This is a genomic window from Actinomadura madurae, from assembly GCF_047130825.1.
GTDB classification, from domain to species: Bacteria; Actinomycetota; Actinomycetes; order Streptosporangiales; family Streptosporangiaceae; genus Spirillospora; species Spirillospora madurae.
The window spans coordinates 6,433,403-6,450,805 of sequence record NZ_CP083237.1 but is presented as its reverse complement, the minus strand read 5'-3'; the positions used below and the strand labels follow the sequence as shown (position 1 = coordinate 6,450,805).

15 protein-coding genes and 1 pseudogene are annotated in these 17,403 nt (G+C 73.3%); 13 read left to right on the top strand and 3 right to left on the bottom strand.

Annotated features, from left to right (window positions below):
* The first annotated feature begins 8 nt into the window (after window positions 1–8).
* Together K8Z49_RS29435 and mptB are read left to right on the top strand one after the other, a co-directional pair.
* Complete coding sequence (locus K8Z49_RS29435) at window positions 9–740, top strand: glycosyltransferase family 2 protein (protein WP_021596904.1); 732 nt, start codon at window positions 9–11, stop codon at window positions 738–740.
* A gap of 290 nt (window positions 741–1,030) precedes the next feature.
* Window positions 1,031–1,681 (top strand): annotated as a pseudogene (mptB, locus tag K8Z49_RS29430) (polyprenol phosphomannose-dependent alpha 1,6 mannosyltransferase MptB); the annotation flags it as partial.
* A 427-nt stretch (window positions 1,682–2,108) separates the two neighbouring features.
* On the opposite strand, the gene K8Z49_RS29425 reads toward mptB, so the two are convergent.
* Window positions 2,109–4,337, bottom strand: a complete 2,229-nt coding sequence (locus K8Z49_RS29425) for a hypothetical protein (protein ID WP_033330728.1) — start codon at window positions 4,335–4,337, stop codon at window positions 2,109–2,111.
* A 54-nt stretch (window positions 4,338–4,391) separates the two neighbouring features.
* Here K8Z49_RS29425 and K8Z49_RS29420 point away from each other — a divergent pair, with 54 nt between their 5' ends.
* From K8Z49_RS29420 to K8Z49_RS29390, 7 genes are all read left to right on the top strand, one after another.
* Window positions 4,392–5,723: a glycosyltransferase 87 family protein gene (locus K8Z49_RS29420; protein ID WP_244938817.1), complete on the top strand. Its 1,332-nt coding sequence runs from the start codon at window positions 4,392–4,394 to the stop codon at window positions 5,721–5,723.
* A complete protein-coding gene (locus tag K8Z49_RS29415; protein ID WP_024934714.1) occupies window positions 5,723–6,181 on the top strand; it encodes a DUF4446 family protein in 459 nt (152 codons plus the stop codon). Before K8Z49_RS29420 ends, K8Z49_RS29415 begins: the two co-directional genes overlap by 1 nt.
* 78 nt (window positions 6,182–6,259) lie before the next feature.
* Window positions 6,260–7,198, top strand: a complete 939-nt coding sequence (gene pheA / locus K8Z49_RS29410) for a prephenate dehydratase (protein ID WP_021596898.1) — start codon at window positions 6,260–6,262, stop codon at window positions 7,196–7,198.
* A 78-nt stretch (window positions 7,199–7,276) separates the two neighbouring features.
* On the top strand, window positions 7,277–7,990 hold the full coding sequence (locus K8Z49_RS29405) for a DsbA family oxidoreductase (protein ID WP_412515757.1): 714 nt from the start codon (window positions 7,277–7,279) through the stop codon (window positions 7,988–7,990).
* A 22-nt stretch (window positions 7,991–8,012) separates the two neighbouring features.
* Complete coding sequence (locus K8Z49_RS29400; RefSeq protein WP_024934716.1) at window positions 8,013–8,813, top strand: class I SAM-dependent methyltransferase; 801 nt, start codon at window positions 8,013–8,015, stop codon at window positions 8,811–8,813.
* Between the two features lie 52 nt (window positions 8,814–8,865).
* Window positions 8,866–10,125: a serine--tRNA ligase gene (gene serS / locus K8Z49_RS29395; RefSeq protein WP_075022910.1), complete on the top strand. Its 1,260-nt coding sequence runs from the start codon at window positions 8,866–8,868 to the stop codon at window positions 10,123–10,125.
* Window positions 10,126–10,188: 63 nt separating this feature from the next.
* Window positions 10,189–10,992: a Cof-type HAD-IIB family hydrolase gene (locus K8Z49_RS29390; RefSeq protein ID WP_021596895.1), complete on the top strand. Its 804-nt coding sequence runs from the start codon at window positions 10,189–10,191 to the stop codon at window positions 10,990–10,992.
* 43 nt (window positions 10,993–11,035) lie between these two features.
* On the opposite strand, the gene K8Z49_RS29385 is transcribed toward K8Z49_RS29390, so the two are convergent.
* Together K8Z49_RS29385 and K8Z49_RS29380 are read right to left on the bottom strand one after the other, a co-directional pair.
* Window positions 11,036–11,578, bottom strand: coding sequence for a bacterial proteasome activator family protein (locus K8Z49_RS29385; protein ID WP_024934717.1), 543 nt, complete (start codon window positions 11,576–11,578; stop codon window positions 11,036–11,038).
* A 13-nt stretch (window positions 11,579–11,591) separates the two neighbouring features.
* Window positions 11,592–12,548 (bottom strand): NAD(P)H-quinone oxidoreductase, encoded by a 957-nt coding sequence (locus K8Z49_RS29380; RefSeq protein WP_021596893.1) that lies wholly within the window; start codon window positions 12,546–12,548, stop codon window positions 11,592–11,594.
* 172 nt (window positions 12,549–12,720) lie between these two features.
* On the opposite strand from K8Z49_RS29380, the gene K8Z49_RS29375 reads away from it, so the two are divergent.
* From K8Z49_RS29375 to K8Z49_RS29360, 4 genes are all read left to right on the top strand, one after another.
* Window positions 12,721–14,925: an AAA family ATPase gene (locus K8Z49_RS29375; protein ID WP_412515756.1), complete on the top strand. Its 2,205-nt coding sequence runs from the start codon at window positions 12,721–12,723 to the stop codon at window positions 14,923–14,925.
* 115 nt (window positions 14,926–15,040) lie between these two features.
* On the top strand, window positions 15,041–15,502 hold the full coding sequence (locus K8Z49_RS29370) for a hypothetical protein (RefSeq protein ID WP_143118644.1): 462 nt from the start codon (window positions 15,041–15,043) through the stop codon (window positions 15,500–15,502).
* Window positions 15,499–16,458: a hypothetical protein gene (locus K8Z49_RS29365; RefSeq protein ID WP_412515755.1), complete on the top strand. Its 960-nt coding sequence runs from the start codon at window positions 15,499–15,501 to the stop codon at window positions 16,456–16,458. The genes K8Z49_RS29370 and K8Z49_RS29365 overlap by 4 nt, the downstream gene beginning before the upstream one ends.
* Window positions 16,455–17,402 (top strand): AAA family ATPase, encoded by a 948-nt coding sequence (locus tag K8Z49_RS29360; protein ID WP_021599940.1) that lies wholly within the window; start codon window positions 16,455–16,457, stop codon window positions 17,400–17,402. The genes K8Z49_RS29365 and K8Z49_RS29360 overlap by 4 nt, the downstream gene beginning before the upstream one ends.
* Window position 17,403 lies beyond the last annotated feature (1 nt).

The following is a 17,403-nucleotide window of genomic DNA, read 5'->3' as shown; positions in this document are numbered from 1 at the left end:
TCGCGGATATGCAGGACGTAGCGGTATGCATCCCGGCCAAGGACGAAGCCGACCGCATCGCGGCCACGGTCAAGGCCGCCCAGGAACTGCCCGGAGCCGACCTCGTCGTGGTGATCGACGACGGCTCGTCCGACGGCACCGGGCGGGTGGCGCGCGAGGCGGGCGCCCGGGTCGTGCGGCACAGCCGCAACCGCGGCAAGGGCGCCGCGATGGAGACCGGCGCCGAGGCCGTCCGGCTCCTGGACGAGGGCCGCGACCAGCCCCGCCACCTGCTGTTCCTGGACGCCGACCTCGCCGAGACCGCCGGCGGGGCGGCGCCGCTCGTCGAACCCGTCCGGGCCGGTGAGGCCGACATGACGATCGCGGTGTTCACCACGACGGTGAAGCTCGGCGGGCACGGGTTCGTCGTCCGGCTGTCCCGCGACGGGATCCGCCGCGCCACCGGCTGGGAGGCCACCGCCCCGCTGAACGGGCAGCGCTGCCTGACCCGGGCCGCGTTCGACGCCGCGCTCCCGCTCGCCGCCGGCTTCGGCGTGGAGACCGCGCTGACCGTCGACCTGCTGCGCAAGGGCTTCCGGGTGGCGGAGGTGGAGGTCCCGCTCGCGCACCGCGCCACCGGCACCGACTGGCGCTCCCAGCTGCACCGCGCCCGGCAGTTCCGGGACGTGGCCAGAGCGCTCGCCGTGCGCGAACCGGCGGTGGCCAGGAGGCTGGACCGCCTGCGCGGCAGCCGCCGGTGACCCGTCTCGGAACGGGCGGGCTGTGCGGGCTCGGAACCGGCGTCGCGTGCTTCGCCGTCACCGCCCTGCTCGGCCCGTCGGTGTTCCAGCCCGAGCTCGAGGGCCCCCGCCGCGAGCCGCCGTACGCGCTGGACGTCCACCCGTCCCCGTACCTGGTGATCGGCCTCGTCGTCGCGGGCATCGTGGCGAGCACGGTGGGGCTCGGCCTGTGCTTCGCCGCCGTCCGCCGGGGCTGGCGCGTGCGGCCGCTGCCGCTGGTGCTGGCCGGGATCGCGGCGGCGGTCGCGTTCATGGTCATGCCGCCGGTCGGGTCCACCGACCATCTGAACTACGCCTCGTACGGGCGGATGGCGGCGACCGGCCACGACCCCTACCGGACGAGCGCCGACGACCTGCCGAAGGACCCGGTCGCCGGGGCGCCCGAGGAGTGGCGGACGACGCCGTCGGTGTACGGGCCCATCGCCACGGGCGGGCAGGCGTTCGCCGCGTGGCTCGGCAGCGGCTCGGTGCGGCTGACCGTGTTCGTCCTGTCGGTGCTGAACACGGTCGCGTTCGCGGCGACCTCGCTGATCCTCTACCGGACGTCCAGGAGCGAGGAGCGGCGGCTCCGCACGGCGCTGCTGTGGACGTGCAACCCGCTCGTGCTGTTCCACCTGATCGCGGGCGCGCACAACGACGTCCTCGCCATCGCGCCGATGGTGGCCGCGCTCGCCGTCGCCGGCGGCCGGACGAGCTGGGCGCGCGGTCTCGCGGCCGGCGCGCTGGCCGGCATCGGCACGGCGATCAAGCTGCCCGCCGCGCTCGTCGCGGGCGGCCCCGCCTGGGCGCTGCTCCGCGAGACCTGGACCGAGCGCCGGTGGCGCCCGATCGGGGCGCTGGTCGCGCTCGTGGCGGGCGGCGTGGCCGTCACGGCGCTGTCGTACGTGCTCGCCGGACCGCACGCCCTCGACCAGGTCCGCGAGGCGAGCAATATGGTGTCGTTCGCGACGCCCTGGCATCTGGTGGACGAGTCGCTCGGCCGCGGCTCGCAGCGCGACGTCATCAAGCTAGGCGCGATGCTCCTCGGCCTGGCGCTGTTCCTGCTGCTGTTCCGCGCCCTGCCGAAGGACGACCTGTCGCCGGACGCGGGGGCGACGGCGCAGGACGCCGAGAACCGCCGCGTCGCCGTCGCGATCGTCCTCGCGTGGCTCCTCGCCGCCCCCTACGCGCTGCCCTGGTACGACGGGTTCGGCTGGGCGCTGCTGGCGCTGCTGCCGTGGACGCGGATCGACTGGATCCTGCTCGCGCACACCGCCGCGCTCAGCCTCGCCTACCTGCCCGCCCGCGCGCCCGCCCGGATCCGGCTGCCGGACGACCTGGAGTGGCTGTTCACCGTCGTTCGGCCGACCGTCGTTCCGTGGACGCTGCTGGCGATCCTGACGGCCCTGGTGGCGGCGTGTCTGCGTTCCTCAGGTCGATCTCCAGCGACCGGAGCCCGGCCGCGAGCATCAGCGGGGTCGCCAGGCTGAACGACACCGACAGGATCACCACGCCGGAGTCGTTCACCAGCGTGCCGATGACCCCGACGGTGAGCGCGCAGATCAGCGCCGGGCGCATCGTCAGGCTGTGCTCGTAGGCGCCCTGCAGCAGCGACACCCGCCACCGCGTCGGCCGCGCCAGGACGAAGAACAGGAACACCACCGCGGCGGCGAGCGCCAGCGTGTACGGCCAGTACCCGAGGCTGTTCAGCATCGCGTCGAACTTGCGGGTGACGACGCCCCAGGCGTCCCCGTCCATGAGGTCCTGCCAGAACCGGCCGAGGTGCGTCGGGTTGTCGCTGCGCGCGTTCAGGTAGGAGATGAACAGCACCAGGACCGCGCCGGCCACGAAGAAGACGCCGAGCCGGGGCGCCGAGACGCGCTTGCCGGCGACCATCAGGCCGAGCATCGCGAACGCGGGGACCATGGCCAGCACGCCGCCGAAGTCGCTGCCGAACGCCGGGAGCCCGTCCACCGCGACGGCGAACGCGCCGATCACGGCGACGATCCCGACCGCGACGGCCTTGCGCTCCTTGCGCAGCGGGTACTCCGTCAGCCACGCCGCCGTCAGGATCGAGGCGACGGCGAACAGCGAGAACGCCTGGTTGCCGAAGCCGTAGAACCGTCCGGCGACGAGGGCGGTGTAGCCCATCAGCGTGTTGAGCTGGAGGGACGAGCCAGTCATCACGTCCAGCGCGAGGACCAGCGCCGTCACCCCGGTGATCACCAGCCCGGGGACGACCGCGGAGCGGCGCCACGGGCCCGCGAGCGCCACGCCGGTCAGCAGCCCGGCGAAGCCGAGGACGGTGCAGATCAGCACGGGCGTCGGCGCCTCGGCCCGCCACCACGGCAGCAGCCCGGCGAGGAACGACGCGCCCGGCGCCGCCCCGCCCAGCAGCGCTATCACCCGGGTACCGCCCAGTATCCGCGCCCGCGAGCGGCGGTCGCCGCCGAGGCGGCGCAGCGCGATCACCGCGACCCCGTACAGGACGAGCTGCGTCGCGAACAGCACCCAGTAGAACGACGTCTGGACGGTCCGGATCGCCTGCGCCGCGACATCCTCGTCCATGAGCGCGTCGACCCGCTCGTGCGTGGACGCCTCCGACGGCTGCGACCGCCACGCCGACCCGACGGCCTGCTTCGGCTGCTTCACCCCGAGCAGCTTCAGCGTCGTCGCGGTGAGGTCGGTCAGCGTGACCAGGCCGTCCTGGCGGGTGGCGCCGGAGGTCATGTAGCCGGGCTCGAAGCCGGGCCCCGTGGCGATCGCGACGCGCAGGTGCGGGTCCACGCCGATGTCGGACAGGCCCGCGACGAGGACGTTCGTGCCTTCGGGGAGCCCGGTCACGACCTGGGCGACGCGGCGGTCCGCGGCGGCCGCCGCGGCGGCGCGCTTGCGGTCCGACAGCGGGACCTGGTCGCCCTTGGGGTCGACGCCGGCGTTGATGTAGGCGCGGAACAGGTCGTCGACGTCGACGGCGGCGAGCGGGCACCGCGCCCAGTCGGCCGCGGTGACCTTGCCCGGGGACTCGACGTAGCGGTCCACGCGCCCGCCGCCGTTGCCGGCGCCGAACACCGCGCCGGGCCCGACCGCCGTCGTGCAGCCGCCCGCCTCGTGCACCTCGTCGCCGAGCAGCCCGATCTGGGCGTGGTAGTTGGTGCCCGCGTTGTCGCTCTTGATCGCCGGCCAGCCGGCGGCGATGGCGCCGCCCGGCGGCGGGGCGCCGGTGGGGGAGTCCTGGCCGGGCAGGATCGGCGCGGACGGCAGCGCGCAGTCGCCGTGCGGCAGCCGGGACCGCTGCCCGGCCGACAGCGTCAGCCAGCCGTCCGTCGGGCACGTGTTCACCCGCGTCGTGCGGACGCTGAGGCCCGCACCCGCCCCCTGCGCCGTCAGGCCCCACAGCGCCGGGGTGTTCTCCCGGGTGACGTCGCTCCACATCAGCCCCGGCACCCCGATGATGACCACGCGCCCGGTGGGCGCGGAGCCGGCCTCCGCGTGGGCCGCGGCCGGCCAGATCGCGCCGGTCAGAACGGTGACGAGGGTCGCGAGGAACATTGCGATCTTCGTTCCCCGGGGTGTCATGGCGTTCAGGTTACAAGAGCCCCACCATCGGGTAGGGGTCGTATCCTGCGTGCTGTGGACGGTCTCATGGCGCGCGATGCCGGCGAAACCCGCGGCGAGGCCGCCCCCGCCGCCCCCCGGCGGGGCCCGCTCGATCTGATCATCGTCCTGGCCGGCGTCGTGGTGGCCGTGGCCGCCGTCACGCCGATCGTGGTGCGCTGGCTCGGCAATCCGCCCGACCAGCGGCTCGTCGACCTGGAGGTCTACCGGGAGGGCGGCCGGGCGGTCCTGCGCGGCGCGCCGCTGTACGACTTCCTGACGCAGCCCCCGCAGCTGCTGCCGTTCACCTACCCGCCGATCGCAGCCGTCCTCGCCGTCCCGTTCACCCTGCTGCCCTGGCGTGCCGCGCAGTGGGCGTGGACGGGGCTGATCTACGTGGCCCTCGCGATCGTCGTCTGGTACGCCTTCCGCGACCTCATCCGCCGGACGGGACGCTGGGCGCCGCTCACCGCCGGCGTGCTCTTCGCGGCGATGGCGTGGCTCGACCCCGTCCGCGACCAGGTCCGGTTCGGGCAGGTCGGGCTGTTCCTGCTCGCCATGTGCCTGGCCGACTGCTGCGCCCGCACGGCCCGCTGGCCGCGCGGGGCGCTGGTCGGGCTGGCGCTGGCGATCAAGTTGGTGCCGGGTGTCTTCCTCGTCTACTTCCTGATCACCGGCCGGCGGGAGGCGCTGGCCAACGCGGTGCTCACGGCGGCCGCGGCCACGCTCGCCGGGTTCGCGCTGCTGCCGTCCGACTCGTCCGGCTTCTGGTTCGGCGCGCTGTTGCAGGGCGGTGACCGGACGGGCGCGGTCGACGGCACCACCAACCAGGCGATCCACGGGATCGTCGCCCGGATCCTGGACGAGGGGCCGGCCCGGACGTTCGTGTGGCTGTCGTTCGCCCTGGTCGTCGCCTGCTTCGGGTTCGCGTGGGCCCGCCGCGCGACCCTCGCCGCCGATGCCGCGACCGGGACGGACTCCGCCAGCCTGCTGCTCGCCGGGGTCGCGATCGTCGGGCTGCTGTCCGTCGTCCTGTCCCCTGTGGGGTGGATTCACCACCTTGTCTGGATGATCGCGGTGGTCGGCGCTCTGGCCGGTGATGGGCGGGACACGCGAAGATGTCTGTTCGCGTGCGGGCTCTGGCTCCTCTTCCTGTTCCCGATCCCGTGGTGGGCGCGCGCGCTGATCGGCCCGGACCACTCCATGGTCTCGGTCTTCGCGGGCTCGGTCCTGCGCGACACGTTCGGCATCGCCGCGCTCGTGTCCATCCTGGCGCTCGGCACCTGGCTCGTGAAACGGCTCGATCCGGTCACCAAGCCCGAGGATCCTTCGCAACAGCAGGTCGGGATGGGTACGCTCAGCTCGTGATGCTTGTCGCGGTGGCCGTCGCGGGCCTGGTCGCCGGGGTCGCGGGGCTGTCCATCGCAGTTGTCGCGCACAACCGGGTCAACCAGGTCGTCGACGAGTGCGGGGAAATGCTGAGGCGCCAGCTCCAGGTGGCGAGCGGGTCGGTCGACGAGCGCGCGCTGCGCGATCTCGCCATCGTCCACTACGACGCCCTCAAGGAGATGTCGGGACACCGCTCGTTCTCGCTCGCCCTGATCAACGCGGTCGGGGACGGGGTCATCGTCAGCTCCATCAACGGGCGGACCGAGACGCGCACCTACGCCAAGGCCGTCCAGGCGGGGCACGCCGTCGAGACCCTCTCCCCCGAGGAGAACCAGGTCCTGCGCGCGGCCCGGCTCGGAAAGGGCCCGGTCGTCTCGATGGACGACCCGCTGCCCGACTTCGGCAACGGCGACCGCACCCCCACGGCCCGCGCCTGACCCGCGGCCGAGTACTGGGCTTTACGGACCGGGAAGTAAACTCAGCCATCTCGCGAAACACACCACCCGGGGGACTCCGTGACCGCAGACGGCAGGACAGCGCGCTACGCCTACCTGGGTCCGCGGGGCACCTTTACCGAGGCCGCGCTCCACACCCTCCCGGGCGCCGCGGACGCCGAGCACGTCCCGTGCGCGACCGTTCCGGCCGTCCTCGAAGCCCTCCGCAACGGGGAGGCCGACACCGCGGTCGTCGCGCTGGAGAACTCCGTCGAGGGCTCGGTCCCGACGACCCTCGACGAGCTCGCCACCGGCGAGCCCCTGCAGATCGTCGGCGAGATCCACCTGCCGGTCTCGTTCGCGCTGCTCGTCCGTCCGGGCACCGCGCTGGACGACATCAAGACCGTCGCGTCCCACCCGATCGCGCAGCCGCAGTGCCGCCGCTGGCTGCTGGAGAACGTCCCGGACGCCGAGTGGCGCGCCGCGACGTCCAACGCCGAGGCCGCCCAGCACGTCGCCGACGGCCACTACGACGCCGCCCTCGCCGGCGCGTTCGCGGCCCCCCGCTACGGGCTGTCGATCCTCGCCGAGGACATCCACGACGTCGCCGACGCGGTCACCCGGTTCGTCGTCCTGCACCGCCCCTGCACCCCGCCGCGGCCCACCGGCATGGACAAGACGACCGTCGTCGCGTTCATCGGCGAGGACCACCCGGGCGCGCTGCTGGAGATCCTCACCGAGTTCTCCGTCCGCGGCATCAACCTGACGCTGATCCAGTCCCGCCCCACCGGCGCGGGCCTCGGCTCGTACCTGTTCTGGATGGACTTCGAGGGCCACGTCGCCGACGCCCGCGTCGGGGAGGCCCTGATGGGCCTGCGCCGCGTCTGCTCCGACGTCCGCTTCGTCGGCTCCTACGCCCGCGCCGACCAGGTCCGCCCGGAGATCCGCCGCGGCACCCACGACACCGACTTCACCGAGGCCGCCGCCTGGGTCGACGCCATCCGCACCGGCCACGCCTGAGCCGCCGGAAACAGCCGCCGGAAATCAGACGGCACGGACGCTTGTTGCACGGGGCACGTCCCCGAGAAAGGTGTTCCCGTGCGCGTTGAGATCTGGTCCGACGTCGTGTGCCCCTGGTGCTACCTCGGCAAGCGCCACTTCGAGCGGGCGCTGGAGGGTTTCGAGCACCGCGACCGGGTCGAGGTGATCCACCGGTCCTTCCAGCTCGACCCGTCGTTCCCGCACGGCGAGACCGTGGACGTGGCCGACATGCTGGCGGACAAGTACGGCATGACCCGCGACCGCGCGGTCGAGATGAACCGGCAGATGGAGGAGCGCGCCGCGGCGGCCGGCCTGGAGTACAACCTGGAGGGCGGCCGCGCGGGCAACACCGCCGACGCGCACCGGCTGATCCACCTCGCGGGCGAGCGCGGCGTGCAGGACGCGGTCGTGGAGGCCCTCTTCAAGGCCCACTTCACCGACCGGCGCTCGGTGTTCGACCACGACTCGCTGGTGGAGATCGTGACCGAGGCGGGACTGGACGCCACGGAGGCGCGCGAGGTGCTGACGTCCGGGAAGTTCGCCGAGGAGGTGGACGCCGAGTACCGCGCTGCGCGCGATATCGGAGCGACGGGCGTGCCCTTCTTCGTCGTCGACCGCCGCTACGGCGTCTCGGGCGCCCAGCCCACGGAGACCTTCACGCAGGTCCTGGACCAGGCCTGGGCGGAAGCGAACCCGACCCCGATCATGGTCGGCGACCAGGCCGAAACTTGCACCGACGACACCTGCGCGGTCCCCCCGCCCACCCGGTAAGCCCCTGGGTTACGCTGCGCCGATGGACTTCGATCTCTACGAGCGGGAGTTGTGGGCCGGGCGGGCGCCCGCGTATGAGCGGGGATTCGCGCACGTCACGCGGTACATGGTCGAGCCGCTGCTGGACGCGGCCGGGGTGGCGGGCGGGACGCGGTTCCTCGACGTGGGGACGGGCCCGGGGTTCGTGTCGCGGGAGGCGGTCCGGCGCGGCGCCGAGGTGTCGGCGCTGGACGCGGAGCCGGGCATGGCGGAGACGGCGGCCAGGAACGTTCCCGGGCTGGACGTGCGGGTCGCCGTCCTGCCGGAGGTGCCGTTCGGCGACGGGACGTTCGACGCGGTCGCCGGCAACTTCGTGATCAACCATGTGGGGGATCCCGGCGCGGCGCTCGGTGCGCTGCGGCGGGTGCTGCGCGAGGGCGGGCGGCTGGCGCTGACCTGCTGGGTGATGCCGGGCAGGGGCGCGCTCGCGATCGTCCGGGAGGCGATCGAGGCGGCCGGGGTGCCGTGGCCGGACGACATTCCGGAGCCGCCGTTCCTGCGGTACGGGGAGCCGGCGGCGTTCCGGCGGCTGGTCACCGAGGCGGGGTTCGCCGAGGTCGCCGTCGAGGAGGTGACCTGGGAGCACGTCGTCGACCCCGAGGAGTGGTGGGAGACGGGCGCGCTGTCCCGGGTCGGCACCAACGGCGTCATCGTCGGGCGGCAGGACGCGGCGACCGTCGCCCGCATCAAGACCGAGTACGACCGGATCGTCTCCGCGTACGCGGTGCGGGACGGCGAGGTCGCGCTGCCCGCGCACGCGCTGCTGGCCAGCGGGGTCCGCTGAGACAGCGGATATACGCGCGCGGACGAGGTTCCGGCCCGGTAGCCTCGGGTCTGTGATTGACCTGCGAGCTCTTCGAGAGGATCCCGAGCGGCTGCGCGCCTCGCAGCGCGCCCGCGGTGAGGATGACGCCGTCGTCGGCAAGCTGATCGACCTGGACGGGAGGCGCCGCTCGGCGCTGACGTCGTTCGAGCGGCTGCGCGCGGAGCAGAAGAGTTTCGGCAAGTCCGTGTCCAAGGCGCAGGGCGACGAGCGGCAGGCGCTGCTGACCCGCGCGAAGGAGCTCGCGCAGCAGGTGAAGGAGCGCGAGGCGGAGGCCGACCGGCTCGGCGAGGAGCTGGACGCGCTGCTGAAGAGCGTCCCCAACCTGATCGAGGACGGCGCCCCGCCCGGCGGCGAGCAGGACTTCGTCGTCCTGGAGCACGTCGGCGAGCCGACCACGTTCGACTTCGAGCCCAAAGACCACCTGGAGCTGGGCGAGAGCCTCGGCGCGATCGACATGGAGCGCGGCGCGAAGGTGTCGGGCGCGCGGTTCTACTACCTGACGGGCGTGGGCGCGCGGCTCCAGTACGCGCTGCTGAACCTCGCCATGGAGCAGGCCGTCGCGAGCGGGTTCGTGCCGATGTACCCGCCGGTGCTGGTGAAGCCGGAGGCGATGGAGGGCACCGGGTTCCTCGGCGCGCACGCGGCGGAGGTGTACCACCTGCCGCAGGACGAGCTGTACCTGGTGGGCACGTCGGAGGTCCCGCTCGCCGCGTACCACATGAACGAGATCATCGACGAGCTGCCGCGGCGGTACGTCGCCTGGTCGTCGTGCTTCCGCCGGGAGGCCGGCTCCTACGGCAAGGACACGCGCGGCATCATCCGCGTCCACCAGTTCGACAAGGTGGAGATGTTCTCCTACTGCGACCCGGCCGACGCGCACGCCGAGCACCTGCGGCTGCTGGAGTGGGAGAAGGAGATGCTCGCCAAGGTCGAGATCCCGTACCGGGTGATCGACGTGGCGGCCGGCGACCTCGGCTCCAGCGCGGCCCGCAAGTACGACTGCGAGGCGTGGGTGCCGACGCAGAACACCTACCGCGAGGTCACCTCGACGTCCAACTGCACCGAGTTCCAGGCGCGCCGCCTGGCGGTCCGGCACCGCGACGCGGACGGCCGGAACCAGCCGGTCGCGACGCTGAACGGGACGCTCGCGACGACCCGGTGGATGGTCGCGATCCTGGAGAACCACCAGCGGGCCGACGGGTCGGTGCGGGTGCCGGAGGCGCTGCGCAAGTTCCTCGGGCAGGACGTGCTGGAGCCGGTCAAGCGCTGACCCGCGGGCGGGCGGTCCGCGCGGTGTCGCCTAGGGTGTGTCCCATCTGCCCAGGAAGGTGACATGACCAAGTCCGCACCGCGCGTGATCGCCACCGACCTCGACGGGACGATCGTCCGCTCCGACGGGACGATCTCCGCACGGACCGTCTCCGCCCTCTCCCGCGTCGAGCGCGCCGGCTCGATGCTGGTCATGGTCACCGGCCGGCCGCCGCGCTGGATGACCGACATCGCCGCGGCCGTCGGCCATCGCGGTGTCGCGATCTGCGCGAACGGGGCCGTCCTGTACGACCTGCACACCGAGGCCGTCCTGCGGGCCGACGAGATCCCGCCGGACGTGCTGGCGGAGACGATCGGGCGGCTGCGCGGCATCTCGCCGGAGCTGCGGTTCTCGGTGGAGTACCCGGACGAGTTCGTGTACGAGGCGCGCTACGAGATGGGGCGCTGGGACGCCCGGAAGTTCGGCGGCCGGCCCGTCGACGACGGGGAGCTGGTGAGCCGCGCCGGCACCAAGCTGCTCGCGTTCCACCCGGACGCCGACCCGGACACGTTGTCGGAGAAGGCGACCCAGGCGGTCGGCGACCTCGTGACCGTCACGCACTCGTCGGGGCGCGGGCTGCTGGAGATGAGCGCGATGGGCGTCACCAAGGCCAGCGCCCTCGCGGCCCTGTGCACCGAGCAGGGCATCGCGGCGTCGGACGTCACCGCGTTCGGCGACATGGTCAACGACCTGCCGATGCTGAGCTGGGCGGGCACCTCCTACGCCGTCGCGAACGCGCATCCGCTCGTGCTGGCGGCGGTGACGCACCGGACGTCCCGCAACGACGACGACGGCGTGGCCGAGGTCCTGGAACGCCTCTTCCCATGACGACGGCCGCACCCCCGTTCGCGGGGTGCGGCCGGGGGACGTGTCACAGGTAGGGGCCGGACGACCGAGGACCGGGCTTCTGCTGCTCCTCCTCGCCGCCGGGCATCATCCCGGCGGGCAGGGCGCGGCGCATCTGCTCCAGCTGCGCGCGGGCCGCCATCTGCTGGGCGAACAGCGTCGTCTGGATGCCGTGGAAGAGGCCTTCCAGCCAGCCGACGAGCTGCGCCTGCGCGATCCGCAGCTCCGACTCGCTCGGCACCGTGCCCTCGGTGAACGGCAGCGACAGCCGTTCCAGCTCCTCGACCAGCTCGGGCGCGAGGCCGTCCTCCAGCTCCTTGATGGACGACTTGTGGATCTCCCGCAGCCGGGCCCGGCTCGCCTCGTCCAGCGGGGCGGCCTTGACCTCCTCCAGGAGCTGGCGGATCATCCCGCCGATCCGCATGACCTTCGCCGGCTGCTCGACCATGTCGGTCACCGACTTGCCCTCGGACTCGCCCTCACCGCCGCCCTCGACGGCGATGCCGTTCGGGCCGAGCACGAGCACCTGCGGTTCCTGTCCAGACTTGTTCTTCGAAGGCTCGCTCATAATCCCCCCATACTCACACGGTCAGCAGGATCTTGCCGACGTGACCGCTCTCTTCGAGCAGCCGGTGCGCGCGGGCCGCGTCCGCGATCGGGATCCGCCGGTCGACGACCGGGCGGATCGTCCCGGACTCCAGCAGCGGCCACACGTGCTCCCGGACGCCCGCGACGATCTCCGCCTTCTCCTCCGGCGGACGGGCCCGCAGCGTCGTCGCGTGCACCAGCGCCCGCTTGCGCAGCAGCTTGCCGAGGTCAAGCTCGCCCTTCGCGCCGCCTTGGAGGCCGATCACCATGAGCCGCCCGCCGGTGGCGAGCGCCTCCACGTTCCGCTCCAGGTACTTGGCGCCGACCAGATCGAGGATGACGTCGTAGGGGCCGCTCTCGACGAAGTCCTCCTCGCGGTAGTTGACGGCGACGTCGGCGCCGAGCTCCCGGCACCTCTCCGCCTTCTCCGCGCTGCCCACCGTCGTCACCACCCGGGCGCCGCGGGCCTTCGCGAGCTGGATGGCGAACGTCCCGATGCCGCTGCCGCCGCCGTGCGCGAGGAACGTCTCGCCCTCGCGGAGGCCGCCGAGCATGACCACGTTCGAGAACACCGTGCACGCGACCTCCGGAAGCCCGGCCGCGTCGACGACGTCCACGCCGCGCGGCACCGGGAGGACCTGGCCGGCGGGCACCGTGACCCGTTCGGCGTAGCCGCCGCCGCTGAGCAGCGCGCACACCTCGTCGCCGACGGCCAGGCCGGTCACGTCCGCGCCCAGCTCGGCGATACGGCCGGACACCTCCAGGCCCGGATACGGGGGAGCGCCCGGCGGCGGCGGATAGAAGCCCATCCGCTGCATGACGTCCGCGCGGTTGACGGCGCTCGCCGCCACCTCGATCAGTACCTCGCCCGGCTTCGGCGCCGGGTCCGGTACCGGCGTCCATGCGAGGACGTCCGCGTCTCCCGGCTCCCGGATCACGATGGCATGCATACCGATCACGCTACCGGGCGCGTCCAAGGCGCCCGGAACCTCGAACTTCTTCGCGGCAATGGCGATCTACTCGTGGGATGCGTGGTATTGGCGCACAGGTATCCTGCGTGGGGGCCCAATTTGCCCACCTGCTCCGTGTAATCAACAGAGGCGTGCCCTAGGGGGAAGAACGGTGGCGAGGAACGAGCACGACGGGCGGTCCCTGGAGGAGCGGCTGGCCTCACTGGACGCGATGAGCGGAGAGACGACCGGGCCGTCCCCCGTCCCCGAGGCGGAGAAGGCCCCGGAGGAGAACACCGGCGAGCAGGAGAACGCCCCACCCCCCGCCGAGCCGCCAGCCGAGCAGGCCGAGCAGACCGATCCGAACAGCAGCCCCTGGCTCGCCGCGCCCCCCACGTTCCAGGGTCAGCCGGGTGATGACGCGTTCGGGCCCCCGATGCCTCCGCCGTACGACGGCGGCCCGATGCCGCAGCCGTTCGACGGCGGGATGCTCCCGCCGCCGTACGCGGGCATGGGCGGCTACCAGGGCTACGGGCAGGGCCAGCCGGGCGAGCAGGGGCAGCAGCCGTCGCCGTACGAGGTCAACGGCAACGCGACCCCGCCCCTCGACCAGCTTCCGCCGTACCCGTCCGAGCAGGCCCCGCCGCAGGACGCCGCCGGCCAGCCCTACCAGCCGCCCGTCGACCCCGCCACGGGCCAGCCGTTTCCCCAGGACACGGACGCCTCGGGCCAGCCGTACGTGCCGATCGACCCGAACACGGGCCGTCCCATGCCACCGGACCCGAACGCGCAGCCCTTCCCGCCCGCCGACCCGGCGGCGGCCGGCCGGCGGTTCACGCCCATGGAGCAGCAGCCGTTCCCGTCCGTGGACCCCGTGACGGGTCAGCCGTGGCAGCCCGACCCCAACGCCGGCGCCCAGCCGTACCCGCCCGCCGACCCCTCGACGGGCCAGATGTACCAGCAGGACCCCGGCGCGGTCCCTCAGCCGTACCCGCCGATGGACCCGAACATGGGCCGCCCGTACCCGCCCCCGCCGCCCCCCGGCGCCCAGCCCTACCCACCGGTCGACCCCAACACGGGCCAGCCGTACGCGCCGGTCGACCCGAACACGGGCCAGCCGTACCCGCCGGTCGACCCGAACACGGGCCAGCCGTACCCGCCCGTCGACCCGAACACCGGCCAGCCGTACCCGCCCGTCGACCCGAACACCGGCCAGCCCTATCCGCCCGTCGATCCCAACACCGGCCAGCCGTACCCGCCGGTGGATCCGAACACGGGCCAGCCGTACCCGCCCGTTGACCCCAGCACCGGGCAGCCGTACCCGCAGCCGGGCTACGGGTACCCCGGCGGGTCTCCGCAGGACCAGTCGCAGTACCCGCACACGCTCAACCAGATGATGCAGCCGGACCAGTCCGTCCAGCAGCAGCCGTCCGGACCGCAGAGCACCGAGAACCTCAGCTCCGAGAACCTGCTCGGCGAGCGCAAGATCGCGCCGTCCTCCGGCTGGCGGCGCGCGGTCTACAAGGCGACCGCCGGCAACATCCACCCCGGCGAGTCGCAGAACGACCTGCGCCGCAAGGACCTCGTCGCGCGGGCGCGCACCCCCGTGACGGGCGGGCACCACCGGGTGGCGGTGATGTCGCTGAAGGGCGGCGTCGGCAAGACGACCACGACAACCGGCCTCGGCTCGATGCTGGGGTCGCTGCGCGGTGACCGGGTCATCGCGGTGGACGCCAACCCCGACCGCGGGACCCTGTCGGACAAGGTCCGGCTGGAGACCGCCGCGACCGTCCGCGACCTGCTGAACAACCGCGAGCAGATCCACCGGTACGCCGACGTCCGCGCGTTCACCTCGCAGAACGAGGCGCGCCTGGAGATCCTCGCGTCCGACCGCGACCCGGCGGTCAGCGAGGCGTTCAGCGCCGACGACTACGCCGCCGTCGCCGTCGTCCTGGAGCAGTACTACTCGGTCTGCATCACCGACTGCGGCACCGGCCTGCTGCACTCGGCGATGGCGGGCGTGCTGAGCCTGGCCGACCAGCTCGTCCTGGTCAGCTCCCCGTCGGTGGACGGTGCCCGCTCCGCGAGCGCGACCCTCGACTGGCTGGAGGCGCACGACCACGGCCACCTCGTCCGCAACGGCGTCGTCGTGCTGTCGATGGTCCGCAACCGCACCCGCAGCCAGGTCGACCTGGACAAGCTCCAGTCCCACTTCGAGAGCCGCTGCCGCGCCGTCGTCCGCATCCCCTACGACGACCACCTGGAAGAGGGCGCCGAGGTCGAGCTGGAGCAGCTCGCCCCCGGGACCCGCGAGGCCTACCTGACCCTCGCCGCCGTGGTCGGCGACGGCTTCGCCTACCAGCGCCCGCAGACCTGACCGTCCCGCCACGACCGGTACCGGTCTCCGGTTCTGCGTCCTTTTCCCACGTCCGCGTGCCGGATGGGTGGAAAAGTGGTCGGCCGCAGACGCTGCGTGGTCGAGGGGTGGCGGATTGGACGATCAGGAGTTGAAGGCGGCCCAGTCGAGGGTCGCGACGTTCACGGATCCGGCGGTCCGCGACCGCGTGTCCCTCGACCGGGAGCCGGACGGCGCCGAGATGGAGTACGCCGAGGGCCTCAAGGCCGTCGAGGTGCGCCGCCGCCTGCGCGCCCGGTTCGAGGAGGCGCCCGACCTGACCCGGATCATCCTCGTCCGGGACGGCCGGCGGGTCGCGGTCGCCCCCCGCGAGAAGGTGCTCGCCGCGCCCGCGACCGCCGGGACGCCCGCCGCCGGCCTCGGCGAGTCCGACCGGGCGGGGCTTCCGGGACGCTCCACCCGGTACCGGCTCCTGGTCTACGGCTGCACGCGGCCCGGATGCGGGGAGCGCGCCCACCGGTCCTTCCACGACGAGCGCTTCCCGCCGGAGTGCGCGAGCGGCCACGGCCCGATGGCGTTCACCGGGGCGGTCCGGTGAAGCTCGACGCGGTTCTCAAGGCGCCGTCGGACTCCGGGTTCGGCCGGCGGTTCGTCCTGATCGGCTACTTCCCGGTGTACGCGGCGGCGCTCTGGCTGCTGACGCTGGTGTGGGCGGGCGCGTGGGGGCCGCTGGAGTTCCGCGCGGCGTGGCGGACGGCGGCCGGGCTGGGCCTCGGCGAGGTGGTCCTGCTGGTCCTCGCCCTGACGATCGTGGCCGTCGTCCTCCAGCCGTTCCAGCTCGCGATGATGAGGATGCTCGAAGGCACGGGACCGTGGCTTCCCTTCTCGTCGCTGCTGCTGCGAGGCCAGAAGAGGCGGCGGAACCGCCTTCGCGAGGACGCGGCGCCGTCCGGCCCGGCGCCGGCGCAGGAGGAGATCCAGCGGGCCGGGGAGAAGGGCCACGAGCTGCGCCGCCGCTTCCCGGCACCGGACCACCTCCTGCGGCCGACCGCGCTCGGCAACGCGCTCACCGCCATGGAGGACGGCGCCGGACGCCACTACGGCGTCGACGCGGTCGTGGCGTGGCCGCGGCTGTACCCGCTGCTCGGGGAGCGGGTCCGCGAGCTGGTCGACGACCGCCGCGACGGCCTCGACCTCGCCGCCCGGATGGCGGTGACCCTGGCGGTCACGGCGGTCGCGACGGGCGTCCTGCTGCTGGGCTCGGGCTGGTGGTGGCCGCTGGCGCTCGTCCCGGCGGCGCTGGCCTGGCTGTCCTACCGGGGCGCCGTGCACGCCGCCCTCGCCTACGCCGAGACCGTCTCGGTGGCGTTCGACCTGCACCGTGCGGAACTGTTCGGCGCGTTGCGCGTGAAACTCCCGAAGGACCTGAAGGAGGAGCGCGCCCTGAACGAGGACTGGTGCGACCACTGGCGGCAGGGCGTCCCGCTCGACGAGGCCATGGAGTTCGCCGGCAACCCGAACGAGAGCTACATCGTCCACAAGGAACAGAAGTGACCGATCCGGATCCCGCGTCCACCGTCCTGCCGTACTCGATGATCGTCGGCCAGGAGGAGCTGCGCTCGGCCCTGGAGATCGCCTACGTCGCGGACGCCGTCGGCGGCGTGCTGGCGACCGGGCAGCGCGGCACCGCCAAGACCACCACGGTCCGCGCGTTCACGCTGATGCTGACCGGCGAGCTCCCGGTCACGCTGCCGATCGGCGCCACCGACGACCGGGTGCTCGGCGGCTGGAAGATCGACAAGCTGATGAAGGGAGACCCGGAGCCGCAGGACGGGCTGCTGCTGGAGGCGTCCAGGTCCGAGGCCGGCATCCTCTACATCGACGAGGTCAACCTGCTCGACGACTACCTGGTGAACATCATCCTGGACGTCGTCTCCACGGGCGTGCTCAACGTCGAGCGCGACAACCTCGCGGCGAAGGCCGTTCCCGCGCGGTTCACGCTGGTCGGCACGATGAACCCGGACGAGGGCAGCCTGCGCCCCCAGCTGCTCGACCGGTTCGGGCTGGTCGCCGAGGTGCGGCCGGAGAACGACGCGGACCGCCGCGCCGAGATCATGGACGCGGTGCTGACCTTCCAGGACGACCCGGATTCCGCGCGAGTGGCGGAGGCGAGGCAGCGTGACCTGGAGACGCGGGCCGCGCTGGACGCGGCGAAGCGGCGGGTCGGGAAGGTCCGCTTCGCCGCCGGGGTGCTCGCGGGCTGCGCGCGGGTCGCGAAGGAGTTCGGGCTCGCCGGGCACCGCGGCGAGCTGGTGCTGGCCCGCGCGGCGCGCGCCCGCGCGGCCCTCGACGGCGCGCCGGAGGTCACCGCCGGGCATGTCGCGGAGGTCGCCCGGCCCGCGCTGGTGCACCGCAGGTCGAGCGACCATTCCGGGCGGCTGCCGGACTGGGGCCCGGAGGAGACCGGCCGGGTCGTGGCACGGCTCCGGGGGGCGTGAG